Source organism: Streptomyces curacoi (assembly GCF_001513975.1).
GTDB classification, from domain to species: Bacteria; Actinomycetota; Actinomycetes; order Streptomycetales; family Streptomycetaceae; genus Streptomyces; species Streptomyces curacoi.
This window is the reverse complement of record NZ_KQ947984.1, coordinates 371,278-383,449: the sequence shown is the minus strand read 5'-3', so window position 1 is coordinate 383,449 and position 12,172 is coordinate 371,278. Positions and strand designations below refer to the sequence as shown.

15 protein-coding genes and 1 pseudogene are annotated in these 12,172 nt (G+C 71.9%); 15 read left to right on the top strand and 1 reads right to left on the bottom strand.

What is annotated here, in order from left to right:
* Position 1: 1 nt before the first annotated feature.
* The 5 genes and pseudogenes from priA (at position 2) to AQI70_RS01700 (ending at position 3,676) form a co-directional block, all read left to right on the top strand.
* The gene (gene priA / locus AQI70_RS01720) at positions 2–724 is read left to right on the top strand and encodes a bifunctional 1-(5-phosphoribosyl)-5-((5-phosphoribosylamino)methylideneamino)imidazole-4-carboxamide isomerase/phosphoribosylanthranilate isomerase PriA (RefSeq protein ID WP_062143035.1); all 723 of its coding nucleotides are present in this window, start codon (positions 2–4) and stop codon (positions 722–724) included.
* A gap of 16 nt (positions 725–740) precedes the next feature.
* Positions 741–1,136: a RidA family protein gene (locus AQI70_RS01715; RefSeq protein WP_062143032.1), complete on the top strand. Its 396-nt coding sequence runs from the start codon at positions 741–743 to the stop codon at positions 1,134–1,136.
* Between the two features lie 15 nt (positions 1,137–1,151).
* Positions 1,152–1,907: an imidazole glycerol phosphate synthase subunit HisF gene (hisF, locus tag AQI70_RS01710; protein ID WP_062143029.1), complete on the top strand. Its 756-nt coding sequence runs from the start codon at positions 1,152–1,154 to the stop codon at positions 1,905–1,907.
* Between the two features lie 130 nt (positions 1,908–2,037).
* A pseudogene (locus AQI70_RS01705) lies at positions 2,038–2,415 on the top strand (helix-turn-helix domain-containing protein); the annotation flags it as partial.
* Positions 2,416–2,425: 10 nt separating this feature from the next.
* The gene (locus AQI70_RS01700) at positions 2,426–3,676 is read left to right on the top strand and encodes an MFS transporter (RefSeq protein ID WP_244181430.1); all 1,251 of its coding nucleotides are present in this window, start codon (positions 2,426–2,428) and stop codon (positions 3,674–3,676) included.
* A 24-nt stretch (positions 3,677–3,700) separates the two neighbouring features.
* On the opposite strand, the gene AQI70_RS01695 is transcribed toward AQI70_RS01700, so the two are convergent.
* Complete coding sequence (locus AQI70_RS01695; RefSeq protein ID WP_062143023.1) at positions 3,701–4,336, bottom strand: TIGR03085 family metal-binding protein; 636 nt, start codon at positions 4,334–4,336, stop codon at positions 3,701–3,703.
* A 74-nt stretch (positions 4,337–4,410) separates the two neighbouring features.
* Between AQI70_RS01695 and hisI the strand changes: the two genes are divergently transcribed.
* The 10 genes from hisI to AQI70_RS01650 all read left to right on the top strand — a co-directional run bounded on the left by hisI (position 4,411) and on the right by AQI70_RS01650 (position 12,168).
* On the top strand, positions 4,411–4,827 hold the full coding sequence (hisI, locus tag AQI70_RS01690; protein WP_062143020.1) for a phosphoribosyl-AMP cyclohydrolase: 417 nt from the start codon (positions 4,411–4,413) through the stop codon (positions 4,825–4,827).
* Positions 4,828–4,838: 11 nt separating this feature from the next.
* Complete coding sequence (locus AQI70_RS01685) at positions 4,839–6,326, top strand: anthranilate synthase component I (protein ID WP_062143018.1); 1,488 nt, start codon at positions 4,839–4,841, stop codon at positions 6,324–6,326.
* Between the two features lie 124 nt (positions 6,327–6,450).
* Positions 6,451–7,026, top strand: a complete 576-nt coding sequence (locus AQI70_RS01680) for a TIGR02234 family membrane protein (RefSeq protein WP_244181460.1) — start codon at positions 6,451–6,453, stop codon at positions 7,024–7,026.
* A gap of 139 nt (positions 7,027–7,165) precedes the next feature.
* Complete coding sequence (locus AQI70_RS01675; RefSeq protein WP_062143012.1) at positions 7,166–7,417, top strand: HGxxPAAW family protein; 252 nt, start codon at positions 7,166–7,168, stop codon at positions 7,415–7,417.
* Between the two features lie 78 nt (positions 7,418–7,495).
* Positions 7,496–7,936, top strand: coding sequence for a DUF2752 domain-containing protein (locus AQI70_RS01670; RefSeq protein WP_062143009.1), 441 nt, complete (start codon positions 7,496–7,498; stop codon positions 7,934–7,936).
* 136 nt (positions 7,937–8,072) lie between these two features.
* Positions 8,073–8,882, top strand: a complete 810-nt coding sequence (trpC, locus tag AQI70_RS01665; RefSeq protein ID WP_062143007.1) for an indole-3-glycerol phosphate synthase TrpC — start codon at positions 8,073–8,075, stop codon at positions 8,880–8,882.
* Positions 8,883–8,904: 22 nt separating this feature from the next.
* Complete coding sequence (trpM, locus tag AQI70_RS40855; RefSeq protein ID WP_079051105.1) at positions 8,905–9,126, top strand: tryptophan biosynthesis modulator TrpM; 222 nt, start codon at positions 8,905–8,907, stop codon at positions 9,124–9,126.
* Positions 9,127–9,184: 58 nt separating this feature from the next.
* Entirely contained in the window at positions 9,185–10,468 is a 1,284-nt protein-coding gene (gene trpB / locus AQI70_RS01660) for a tryptophan synthase subunit beta (protein ID WP_062143004.1), read from the top strand.
* On the top strand, positions 10,465–11,283 hold the full coding sequence (gene trpA / locus AQI70_RS01655) for a tryptophan synthase subunit alpha (RefSeq protein WP_062143000.1): 819 nt from the start codon (positions 10,465–10,467) through the stop codon (positions 11,281–11,283). The genes trpB and trpA overlap by 4 nt, the downstream gene beginning before the upstream one ends.
* Before the next feature lie 108 nt (positions 11,284–11,391).
* The gene (locus AQI70_RS01650) at positions 11,392–12,168 is read left to right on the top strand and encodes a DsbA family protein (protein ID WP_062142997.1); all 777 of its coding nucleotides are present in this window, start codon (positions 11,392–11,394) and stop codon (positions 12,166–12,168) included.
* The last annotated feature ends 4 nt before the right edge of the window (positions 12,169–12,172 follow it).

Here is a 12,172-nt window from a genome sequence, read left to right as displayed (position 1 = left end):
CATGGCCAAGCTCGAACTCCTCCCCGCCGTCGACGTCCGCGACGGCCAGGCCGTCCGCCTCGTGCACGGCGAGTCCGGCACCGAGACCTCCTACGGCTCCCCGCTGGAGGCCGCCCTCGCCTGGCAGCGCGCGGGCGCCGAGTGGCTGCACCTGGTCGACCTGGACGCCGCCTTCGGCACCGGCGACAACCGTGAGCTGATCGCCGAGGTCACCAAGGCGATGGACATCAAGGTGGAGCTGTCCGGCGGCATCCGCGACGACGCCTCCCTGGCCGCCGCCCTCGCCACCGGCTGCACCCGCGTGAACCTCGGTACGGCCGCCCTGGAGACCCCCGAGTGGGTCGCCAAGGTCATCGCCGAGCACGGCGACAAGATCGCCGTCGGTCTCGATGTACGCGGCACGACCCTGCGCGGCCGCGGCTGGACCCGTGACGGCGGCGACCTCTACGAGACGCTGGAGCGCCTCAACAACGAGGGCTGCGCGCGTTACGTCGTCACCGACATCGCCAAGGACGGCACGCTCCAGGGCCCGAACCTGGAGCTGCTGAAGAACGTCTGCGCGGCGACGGACCGCCCGGTCGTGGCCTCCGGCGGCGTCTCCTCCCTGGACGACCTGCGGGCCATCGCCGGGCTCGTCCCGCTCGGTGTCGAGGGCGCCATCGTCGGGAAGGCCCTGTACGCGAAGGCGTTCACCCTGGAAGAGGCCTTGGAGGCCACGTCGTGAAAATGGACACAGTGTCATGACGTCCGATGCCGTGCGGCGCGTGCAGAGCGGAAGTCCCTGGGAAGAGTCCTTCGGGTTCGCACGCGCCGTCGCGGCCGGCGATCGTGTGCTGGTGGCGGGCACGACGTCCTTCAAGGGCGATGTGCTCTACGGGGAGGGCGACCCGTACGAGCAGGCGAAGGTGGCCTTCACCGGCGCGCTGGAGGCGATCGCCGAGTTCGGGCTGGGCCCCGAGTCGGTGGTCCGGACCCGGATGTACCTGAGCCATCAGCGGGACGTCGACGAGGTGGCCCGGGCGCACAAGGAACTCTTCGACTTCGTGCGCCCGGTCTCGACCCTGGTGGTCGTGGAGGGTTTCGTCGACCCGCGCATCCTGGTCGAAGTCGAGATAGAAGCATTCAGAGGCGTTTAGAGGAGCCGTGGATTCATGACCCTGGCGGTCCGAGTCATCCCCTGCCTGGACGTGGACAACGGCCGGGTCGTCAAGGGTGTCAACTTCCAGAACCTGCGCGACGCGGGCGACCCCGTCGAGATGGCCAAGGTGTACGACGCCGAGGGCGCCGACGAGCTGACGTTCCTGGACATCACCGCCTCGTCGGGCAACCGCGAGACGACCTACGACGTCGTGCGGCGCACCGCCGAGCAGGTGTTCATCCCGCTCACGGTCGGCGGCGGCGTCCGTACGGCCGAGGACGTGGACAAGCTGCTGCGCGCGGGCGCGGACAAGGTGGGCGTCAACACGGCGGCCATCGCCCGGCCCGACCTGATCCGTGAGATCGCCGAGCGGTTCGGGCGGCAGGTCCTGGTCCTGTCGGTCGACGCACGGCGTACCGAGTCGGGCTCCTTCGAGGTGACGACGCACGGCGGCCGCAAGGGCACCGGCATCGACGCCGTCGAGTGGGCACACCGGGCCGCCGAGCTGGGCGCGGGCGAGATCCTGCTCAACTCGATGGACGCGGACGGCACGAAGGACGGCTACGACCTGGAGATGATCCGGGCGGTACGCAAGCACGTGACGGTTCCGGTGATCGCCTCCGGCGGTGCCGGCAGGCTCGCCGACTTCCCGCCTGCCATCGAGGCGGGGGCGGACGCGGTGCTCGCGGCGTCGGTGTTCCACTTCGGTGATCTGCGGATCGGCGAGGTGAAGGAGACGTTGCGGGCGGCGGGACACCCGGTGCGGTGACACCCCGTGTGGTGACACCCCGTGTGGTGACACCCCGTGTGGTGACACCCCGTGTGGTGACACCCCGTGCGGTGACACCCCACTGAGGCGCGAGCCCCGGTCGCCGAGTGGTGGCCGGGGCTTTCTCCTGGCGACGGCGTCCCAGCTGGCCGAGCAGGTCGACGAGGCCGTCTCGCTGGTCAGCTACCACCTGCGCAAGCTCGCCGAGCACGGACTGATCGAGGAGGCCGAGCCGCGCAGCGCGGACGGCCGGGAGCGCTGGTGGCAGCCCGCGTCCGAGGGTGTGCGCATCCGCGACGAGGACTTCCGGGACGCCCCCGAGAAGGCTGCCGCGCACACGGCGGCCAGCAGGCTCTTCGCCGAGCAGCGCACGGCCCTGTACCGGCGCTGGCTCGACGAGCGCACGCACTGGGGCGACGAGTGGAACCGGGTCGCCGACGCCGCCGGTGACACCGAGGGCCGCGAGAACGTCGCCGTGCACACGTACGCCTTCCCCTTCCGGACCTGAGAGGACCGACGTGCCGTCGACCCGGACCGGCCCCGCGCCCGCCGCCATGGCGGAGCGCGCCGCTCACCGCGACCCCAACGTGCTGCGCTGGCTCGGCGCCTACGCCTCGTCGGCCATCGGGGACAACGTCTACTACCTCGCGCTGTCCTGGACCGCCGTCCAGGCCGGTACGCCCGCCCAGGCCGGTCTGGTGACCGCGCTCAGCGCGGTGCCGCGGGCCGTGCTGATGCTGGGCGGAGGAGTGATCGCCGACCGGTTCGGCCCCCGCAGGGTGCTGATCAGCAGCGACGCCGTGCGCTGCGCGGCGGTCCTCGCGGTCGCGGGGCTGCTGCTCGTGGGTCGCCCGGGCCTGTGGCCGCTGGCCGCGCTCGCGCTGGTCTTCGGGGCGGTCGACGCCCTCATGATGCCCGCCCTGGGCGCCCTCCCGACCCGGATCACCGGACGCGGACAGCTCGCCCGAGTGCACGGCATGCGCGGCCTCGTCATCCGCCTGGCCAGCGTCGTCGGCGCCCCGCTCGGCGGCCTCGGCGTGGCCCTGGGTGGCACCGCGGCGGCGTTCGGGCTGGCCGGGTTGCTGTTCGCGGCCTCCCTGCCGCTCCTGGTCGCCGTCCGCGTGGGAAAGCACCCCGCGGACGACACGCGCGCGCGTGGCGGCGCGTGGAGCGACCTGACCGGCGGTCTGCGCTACATACGCGGCCACCGGGTCCTGCGCCCGCTGATCGTCGTCATCGCGCTCAGCGACCTCGGCTTCGTCGGCCCGCTCAACGTCGGCCTGACCCTGCTCGCCGACGAACGCGGCTGGGGAGCCGGAGGCATCGGATGGGTGCTCGCGGGGTTCGGCACCGGCGCGGGGGCGGCCTCCTTGCTGCTCACGGCCCGTGGACGCGTCCCGCGCGCGGGGCTGGTGCTGTCCCTGTCCGGCGTGGTCAGCGCGGTCGCGATCGCCGCTCTCGCTCAGGTGCCGCAGGTCGGGGCCGCCGTCGCCGTGGCCCTGTCCATCGGGCTGGTCTCGGGGCTGAACGGCGTCCTGTGCGGGGCGCTTCTGCAGGCCGAGTCCGACCCTGCCTACGTCGGCCGGGTCACGTCCGTGTCGAACTTCTTCAGCCTCGGCGTCGCCCCGCTCACCTTCCCCCTGACCGGCGCCGCGATCGGCCTGTGGGGCACCGGCCCGGTCTTCGTCGCCGGCGCTGTCGTCTGCGGGCTGGCCGGGGCGGTCGGCCTGTGCGCGAGAGACCTGCGCCGGGCCGAACTGCCCCGCTGACCGCCCTCGGCCCGCAGCCGGTCCCTAGATCCCCAGCTGCTTGGTCTCGTGCAGCTTGGCGATCGCGTCCTTGTCGCCGTCCAGCTCGACGTCGGCGGCGCTCTGCCGGCCGTAGGAGAACAGCAGCAGCTCCGACGGCTCGCCGGTCACCGTGACGACCGGCGTGCCCCGGTGGGCCACGGCCGTCTGGCCGTTCGGGCGGCGCAGCACCAGGCCCGTGGGCGCGCCGCGGCCCATCAGCCGCGCGGAGCGCTCCAGGCGGGACCAGAGGGCGTCCTGGAAGACCGGGTCGAGCTCGCGCGGCGTCCAGTCCGGCTGGGCGCGGCGGACGTCCTCCGTGTGGACGTAGAACTCGATCGTGTTCGACGCCTCGTCGATCTGCTTGAGCTGGAACGGCGAGAAGCGCGGCGGGCCGGTACGGATGAGCTGGATCAGCTCCTCGTACGGCTTCGCCGCGAACTCCTCCATCGCCTTGTCCAGGCGCGGTGCGAGCGGCTTGATCAGAATGCCGGCGGCGGCGTCGGGGCGGCGCTCGCGCACGACCACGTGCGCGGCGAGGTCACGGGTCCGCCAGCCCTCGCAGAGGGTGGGGGCGTCGGGGCCCGCGGCCTCCAGGAGATCGGCCAGGAGAAGTCGTTCACGCTTGGCGAAGGTCGACATGCAGTCAGCCTACGACCGGTCCACAGGTCCGCCCAGTGGACACCTGACGGTCACTGTCAGTGGCGCGCGGCACAATGGCAGGCATGACCACCAGCACGCCCCGTCAGCCCAGCCGGCTGGACCCCGAGATCGCCGGGCGCCTCAAGCGCAGCCCGGACGGCCTCCTGCCCGCCATCGCCCAGCAGTACGACACCGGAGAGGTGCTGATGCTCGGCTGGATGGACGACGAGGCGCTGCATCGCACGCTCACCACCGGCCGCTGCACCTACTGGTCGCGCAGCCGCCAGGAGTACTGGGTCAAGGGCGACACCTCCGGCCACTTCCAGTGGGTCAAGTCGGTGGCCCTGGACTGCGACGCCGACACCGTGCTCGTCAAGGTCGACCAGGTCGGCGCCGCCTGCCACACGGGCGCGCGCACCTGCTTCGACGTGGATGTGCTCGTCAAGGAGACCGAGGGCGCCGATTCCGGCGTACCGGTCTCGGATCAGTAAGGTCGGCCGCCATGGACCTCGAGACGTTCCGCAAGCTGGCCACCGACCGCCGCGTCATTCCGGTCACCCGCAAGCTCCTCGCCGACGGCGACACCCCGGTGGCGCTCTACCGCAAGCTCGCCGCCGAGCGCCCCGGCACCTTCCTGCTGGAGTCCGCGGAGAACGGCAGGTCCTGGTCCCGCTACTCGTTCGTGGGCGTACGCTCCGCGGCGACCCTCACCGAGCGCGACGGACAGGCCCACTGGCTCGGCGCCCCGCCCGTCGGCGTCCCCGTCGAGGGCGACCCGCTGGCCGCCCTGCGCGCCACCATCGAGGCCCTCCACACCCCCCGTGACCTCGCCCACGACCTGAACCTGCCGCCCTTCACCGGCGGCATGGTCGGCTACCTCGGCTACGACATCGTGCGCCGCCTGGAGAAGATCGGCCCCGGCGAGCGGGACGACCTCCGGCTGCCCGAGCTGACCATGCTGCTCACCAGTGACCTCGCCGTCATGGACCACTGGGAGGGCTCCGTCCTGCTGATCGCCAACGCGATCAACCACAACGACCTCGACACCGGCGTCGACGAGGCCTACGCGGACGCGATCGCCCGCCTCGACGCCATGGAGGCCGACCTCTCGCGCGCGGTCGCCCAGCCCCCGGCCGTGCTCCCGCCCTCCGAACTGCCCGAGTACACCGCCCTGTGGGGCGGCGAGGACTTCCAGGAAGCCGTCGAGGACATCAAGGAGCGCATCCGCGCGGGCGAGGCCTTCCAGGTGGTCCCCTCCCAGCGCTTCGAAACGCCCTGCACGGCAAGCGCGTTGGACGTCTACCGGGTGCTGCGGGCGACCAATCCCTCCCCGTACATGTACCTGTTCCGCTTCGACGGCTTCGACGTCGTCGGCTCCTCCCCCGAGGCCCTGGTCAAGGTCGAGGACGGGCAGGCGATGGTCCACCCCATCGCCGGCACCCGGTGGCGCGGGGCCACCCCGCAGGAGGACCAGGCCCTCGCCGACGAACTGCTCGCCGACCCGAAGGAGCGCGCCGAGCACCTCATGCTGGTCGACCTCGGCCGCAACGACCTCGGGAGGGTCTGCGAGCCGGGCTCGGTCGAGGTCGTCGACTTCATGTCCATCGAGCGGTACTCCCACGTGATGCACATCGTCTCGACGGTGACGGGACGGGTCGCGCCGGGCCGCACGGCCTTCGACGTCCTGACGGCCTGCTTCCCGGCCGGCACGCTCTCCGGCGCCCCCAAGCCCCGCGCCATGCAGATCATCGACGAACTGGAGCCGTCCCGGCGCGGCCTGTACGGCGGCTGCGTCGGCTACCTCGACTTCGCGGGCGACTCCGACACCGCCATCGCCATCCGTACGGCCCTGCTGCGGGACGGGACCGCGTACGTCCAGGCCGGCGCGGGCATCGTCGCCGACTCCGACCCGGTCGCCGAGGACACCGAGTGCCGGAACAAGGCGGCGGCGGTACTGCGGGCGGTGCACACGGCGAACCGGCTCGGGTGACCTGCGGGGGCCGTCCCACGTGAACCCCGGGTGACTGATCGTTCGGGCTCCGGGTGATAGTGGAGTCGTGACTGCTGCACCTCACCCCCGTTCCGAAGCCCCCGGTTCCGCCCGGGCCGGCCGTATGAGTCTCGCCCTCGCGCTGCTGTGCGGTGCGCTCGGCGCGGCCGTCGCGCTGCTCGCCACCCGGCAGCGCTGGTCGGAGGGCACCGCGACGGTGGCCGGCGGCCCGTTCCCCCTCACCGCCAGGGGCAGCGACGTCACGGGCGTCCCCGCGGCCCTGGCCATAGTGGGGCTCGCCGCCCTCGTCGCCGTCTTCGCCGTCCGTCGGGCCGGCCGCTTCGTCGTCGCCGGCCTGCTCGCGCTCTCCGGCGCCGGCACGGTCGCCGCGGCCCTGCTCGGCGCCTCCGACAGCTCCGCGCTCGACGAGAAGGCCGCCCGGGCCTCCGGTGACACCTCGGCCACCGTCCACGCCCTCACCCATACGGCCTGGCCGTATGTCGCGGCCGTCGGCGGCGTCCTGATCCTGCTCGCCGGACTGCTGGCCCTGCGCTACGGCCGGCTGTGGCCCGGCATGTCCGGCCGCTACGAGCGCGGCGGCGTCTCCGGGCCGCGCCGCAAGGCCCCGGCCGCCGACCCCGACCGGCCCGAGGAACTCTGGAAGGCCCTCGACCGGGGCGAGGACCCGACGGGGGCATAGCGCGCCCCTCCTGGGCGTGGCCTCGGCGTCGACTCGTGAGGGCTACCCCCGATCACCGCATGCTCACGCGTGCGGGACAATGACAGCGAGCGTCCGGCTCACCCACGTACAACACGTACACAGCAACGAGGAGCAAGCAATGGCGGGCAGCAGCCACGGTCACACCCCGGCCGCCTGGACCGGTGTCACGATCGCCTTCATCGGTTTCTGCGTGGCGGGCGCCTTCATGGTGATGGACCAGCCCGCGGGCTTCTGGGGCGGCATGGGCGTCGTGGTCCTCGGCGGCATCGTCGGCTGGATCATGAGCGCCATGGGCATGGGCCAGCCGAAGGACGCGCACAAGGCGCTGCTCACGACGCAGGAGCGCGAGACGGCGAGCACCAAGAGCTGAGACGACGCGTACTTCGCTGAGGGGCGACCCGGCACCGATGGCTGCCAGGGGACGCCCCTCACGCGCGTACGGGGCACAATGCGGGACGTGAACGCCGACAGCACCAGGACCACGCAGCCCGGCGCCGTGCCGGGCCGGCTGGTCCTTCCGGCAGGCGTCCTCGCGGCCGTCGCCGGCGCCTTCGCGTACGTGGGGGCGGTGGACCCGAACGAGCCCGGCCACTACCCCCCCTGCCCGCTCCTGCAGCACACCGGCCTCTACTGCCCGGGCTGCGGCGGACTGCGCAGTGCGCACGCCGTCGTCCACGGCGACTTCCTGGCGGCACTCCAGGACAACGCGGTGGCCGTCGTCGGCTATGTGCTCTTCGCCGTGCTGTGGACCGTCTGGGTGGTCCGTGCGGTGCGCGGACGGCCGCTGCGGGTGGATCTCGGGCCGGCGCAGCTGTGGGCCGCCGGGGCGTTGGTGCTGGACTTCACCGTTGTCCGGAACCTGCCGTTCGGTGGCTGGCTCCACCCTTGATCAACTGCGGAACGTCCAGGTAGTGGGACCGGCGTCAACCGGATGCGAGGCCTACGCCCTCCTCCGGATACCATCGCAGTGACCATAGGTTTTCGTACCGCTTTCATAACCAGCCGTCTGGAAGGGGGCCGCTCGCGTGAGTGTGCTCGACGAGATCATCGACGGAGTCCGTGCCGACCTCGCGGAGCGGCAGGCGCGCGTCAGCCTCGACGAGCTCAAGGAGCGCGCGGCCAAGGCTCCCGCGGCCAAGGACGGGGTGGCCGCGCTGAAGGGCGACGGCGTCAAGGTCATCTGCGAGGTCAAGCGCTCCAGCCCCTCCAAGGGCGCGCTGGCCGCGATCGCCGACCCGGCCGGGCTCGCCGCCGACTACGAGGCGGGCGGCGCGGCCGTCATCTCCGTCCTCACCGAACAGCGCCGCTTCGGCGGCTCGCTGGCCGACCTGGAGGCCGTCCGCGCCCGCGTGGACATCCCAGTCCTGCGCAAGGACTTCATCGTCACGTCGTACCAGCTGTGGGAGGCCCGGGCGTACGGCGCCGACCTCGCCCTGCTGATCGTCGCGGCCCTCGACCAGCCGGCCCTGGAGTCCCTCATCGAGCGCGCGGTGTCCATCGGCCTCACGCCCCTCGTCGAGGTGCACGACGAGGACGAGGTCGAGCGCGCGGTGGACGCCGGCGCCAAGGTGATCGGCGTCAACGCGCGCAACCTCAAGACCCTGGAGGTCGACCGCTCCACGTTCGAGCGGGTCGCCCCGGAGATCCCGGACGGCATCGTCAAGATCGCCGAGTCCGGCATCCGCGGCCCCCACGACCTCATCGCGTACGCCAACGCCGGAGCCGACGCGGTCCTGGTCGGCGAGTCCCTGGTCACCGGCAAGGACCCGAAGTCCGCCGTCTCCGACCTGGTGGCAGCGGGCGAGCACCCCGCATTGCGGCACGGCAGAGGCTGATCACCCGGTAAGCTGAGCGGCGATGACCCTCCCGATCACCCTGACGACTCGGGACCCGTACGCCCGCCTCGCGCGCGGCTGCCGGCCCCGGGGCTGCCGCGCGCCCGCGCGCAGGGTGCATGGTCGACGAGTGCGGTACGTCATCGGAGACGAGCCCGGCCAGGTGAACGGCCGTCGATGGCAGCGCCCCTTTGGGGGCGCGGGGAACTGCGCGAGCAACCATGGACGGCCCGCGGCCGCCTGACAAGCCCCGCCCCCACGGCGATGAGTGTCTTTCCACAATCTCACCGTGAGGTTTTCGCATGCCCAGCGAGTTCTTCATCCCTGACCCCGAGGGTCAGGTCCCGAGCGCCGAAGGCTACTTCGGCGCCTTCGGCGGCAAGTTCATCCCGGAGGCGCTCGTCGCCGCCGTCGACGAGGTGGCCGTCGAGTACGACAAGGCCAAGCACGACCCCGAGTTCGCCCGAGAGCTCGACGACCTGCTGGTCCACTACACCGGCCGCCCCAGCTCCCTCACCGAGGTGCCTCGTTTCGCCGAGCACGCCGGAGGCTGCCGGGTGTTCCTCAAGCGCGAGGACCTCAACCACACCGGCTCCCACAAGATCAACAACGTGCTCGGCCAGGCCCTGCTCACCAAGCGCATGGGCAAGACCCGCGTCATCGCCGAGACCGGCGCCGGGCAGCACGGCGTCGCGACGGCCACCGCCTGCGCGCTGTTCGGCCTGGAGTGCACGATCTACATGGGCGAGATCGACACCCAGCGCCAGGCCCTCAACGTGGCTCGTATGCGCATGCTCGGCGCCGAGGTCATCGCCGTGAAGTCGGGCAGCCGCACGCTGAAGGACGCCATCAACGAGGCCTTCCGCGACTGGGTCGCCAACGTCGACCACACGCACTACCTCTTCGGCACCGTCGCCGGACCGCACCCCTTCCCCGCCATGGTCCGCGACTTCCACCGCGTCATCGGTGTCGAAGCGCGCCGCCAGCTCCTGGAGCGCGCCGGACGCCTCCCCGACGCCGCCATCGCCTGCGTCGGCGGCGGCTCCAACGCCATCGGCCTCTTCCACGCCTTCATCCCCGACACGGACGTACGCCTCATCGGCTGCGAACCCGCCGGGCACGGCGTCGAGACGGGCGAGCACGCGGCCACCCTGACCGCCGGCGAGCCCGGCATCCTGCACGGCTCCCGCTCCTACGTCCTGCAGGACGAGGAGGGCCAGATCACCGAGCCGTACTCGATCTCGGCCGGTCTGGACTACCCCGGCATCGGCCCCGAGCACTCCTACCTCAAGGACAGCGGCCGCGGCGAGTACCGCGCGATCACCGACGACGCCGCGATGCAGGCACTGCGCCTGCTGTCGCGGACGGAGGGCATCATCCCGGCCATCGAGAGCGCCCACGCCCTCGCGGGCGCCCTCGATGTCGGCAAGGAACTGGGCAAGGACGGGTTGATCGTGGTCAACCTGTCCGGGCGCGGCGACAAGGACATGGACACCGCCGCGCGCTACTTCGGCCTGTACGACACCGATGCCGAAGTCGCCGCCAACGCAGCCGATGTCGCGGAGATCGAGGGGGACGCCAAGTGAGCGGCAACATCCAGCTGTTGACGGACACCCTCGCCGGTGCCAAGGCCGAGGGCCGCTCCGCCCTCATCGCCTACCTCCCGGCCGGGTTCCCGACCGTGGATGGCGGCATCGAGGCGATCAAGGCCGTGCTCGACGGGGGCGCCGATGTCGTGGAGGTGGGTCTGCCGCACAGCGACCCCGTCCTCGACGGCCCCGTCATCCAGACCGCCGACGACATCGCCCTGCGGGGCGGGGTCAAGATCGCCGATGTCATGCGTACGGTCCGCGAGGCCTACGAGGCCACCGGGAAGCCGGTCCTCGTCATGACGTACTGGAACCCCATCGACCGCTACGGCGTCGAGCGCTTCACCGCCGAGCTGGCCGAGGCGGGCGGCGCGGGGTGCATCCTGCCCGACCTGCCCGTGCAGGAGTCGCAGCTCTGGAGGGAGCACGCCGAGAAGCACGGGCTCGCGACGGTCTTCGTCGTGGCGCCCAGCAGCAAGGACGAGCGGCTCGCGCGAATCACCGCAGCGGGCAGCGGCTTCGTCTACGCCGCCTCGCTGATGGGCGTCACGGGCACCCGTGAGTCCGTGGGCGCGCAGGCCCAGGACCTGGTCGAGCGCACCCGCGCCACCGGCACCGAGCTGCCCGTCTGCGTCGGGCTCGGCGTGTCCAACGCCGAGCAGGCCGCCGAGGTCGCCGGCTTCGCCGACGGCGTGATCGTCGGCTCGGCCTTCGTCAAGCGGATGCTGGACGCGCCGGACCACCCGGCCGGTGTCGAGGCCGTGCGCACGCTCGCCGGTGAGCTGGCGAAGGGCGTGCGCGGGCAGGCGTAGGAGCGGTAGGGGACATCTTCAGAAGAAGGTCCTTCCGTACGAGTCGCTCGAACGGGTGGACCTGTGACCGGGGAGGCGCGGTGCGCCTCCCCGGTTCGTTCTGCGGGTGTGAGCGAAAAGAATCGTGAGGGAAAGCGGACCGCCCGGGAGCGGCTGGCGGTCGAGCGTGAGCGGCAGAAGGCCGCGGACAAGCGGCGCCGTGCGCTGATCGTGGGCGCGAGCGTCGTCTGCGTGCTGGGACTCGCGGCGGTGGTCGGAGTCGTCGCGGCGAACGCCGGCATGGACGACGGCAGTGAGTCGTCGGGACCCGTGGTGGGGCCTTCGGGGGCGCAGGGCAAGGACGGACTCGCGATCCCGGTGGGCAAGGAGAGCGCCAAGTCGACGCTCACCGTCTGGGAGGACTTCCGCTGCCCGGCCTGCAAGTCCTTCGAGGACGCCTACCGCTCGACGATCCACGAGCTGACGGACTCCGGCAAGCTCAAGGTCCAGTACCACCTGGCGACGATCATCGACGGCAACATGGGCGGCACCGGCTCCCGCAACGCGGCCAACGCCGCGGCCTGCGCCCAGGACGTCGGAAAGTTCGTGCCGTACCACGACGTGCTGTACCGGAACCAGCCGCCCGAGATCGAGGACGCCTTCGCCAAGAACAGCAAGCTCCTGGAGCTCGCGGCCAAGGTCGACGGCCTGGACACGCCCGCCTTCCGCAAGTGCGTCGAGGACGGCACCCACAACAGCTGGGTCGACAAGTCCAACAAGGCGTTCCAGAAGGGCGGCTTCAGCGGCACTCCGACGGTGCTGCTGAACGACAAGAACATCTACCAGGACCAGACGATGACGCCGGCGAAGCTGAAGCAGATGGTGGAGGCGGCCGCCAAGGGATGAACTG

Coding starts and splice junctions, on each gene's coding strand:
- AQI70_RS01715 (WP_062143032.1), top strand. CDS start 741: ATGACGTCCGATGCCGTGCGGCGCGTGCAGAGCGGAAGTCCCTGGGAA.
- trpB (WP_062143004.1), top strand. CDS start 9,185: ATGCCCAGCGAGTTCTTCATCCCTGACCCCGAGGGTCAGGTCCCGAGC.
- priA (WP_062143035.1), top strand. CDS start 2: ATGGCCAAGCTCGAACTCCTCCCCGCCGTCGACGTCCGCGACGGCCAG.
- AQI70_RS01685 (WP_062143018.1), top strand. CDS start 4,839: ATGGACCTCGAGACGTTCCGCAAGCTGGCCACCGACCGCCGCGTCATT.
- trpM (WP_079051105.1), top strand. CDS start 8,905: ATGACCCTCCCGATCACCCTGACGACTCGGGACCCGTACGCCCGCCTC.
- AQI70_RS01680 (WP_244181460.1), top strand. CDS start 6,451: ATGAGTCTCGCCCTCGCGCTGCTGTGCGGTGCGCTCGGCGCGGCCGTC.
- hisI (WP_062143020.1), top strand. CDS start 4,411: ATGGCAGGCATGACCACCAGCACGCCCCGTCAGCCCAGCCGGCTGGAC.
- hisF (WP_062143029.1), top strand. CDS start 1,152: ATGACCCTGGCGGTCCGAGTCATCCCCTGCCTGGACGTGGACAACGGC.
- AQI70_RS01670 (WP_062143009.1), top strand. CDS start 7,496: ATGCGGGACGTGAACGCCGACAGCACCAGGACCACGCAGCCCGGCGCC.
- AQI70_RS01675 (WP_062143012.1), top strand. CDS start 7,166: ATGGCGGGCAGCAGCCACGGTCACACCCCGGCCGCCTGGACCGGTGTC.
- AQI70_RS01695 (WP_062143023.1), bottom strand. CDS start 4,336: ATGTCGACCTTCGCCAAGCGTGAACGACTTCTCCTGGCCGATCTCCTG.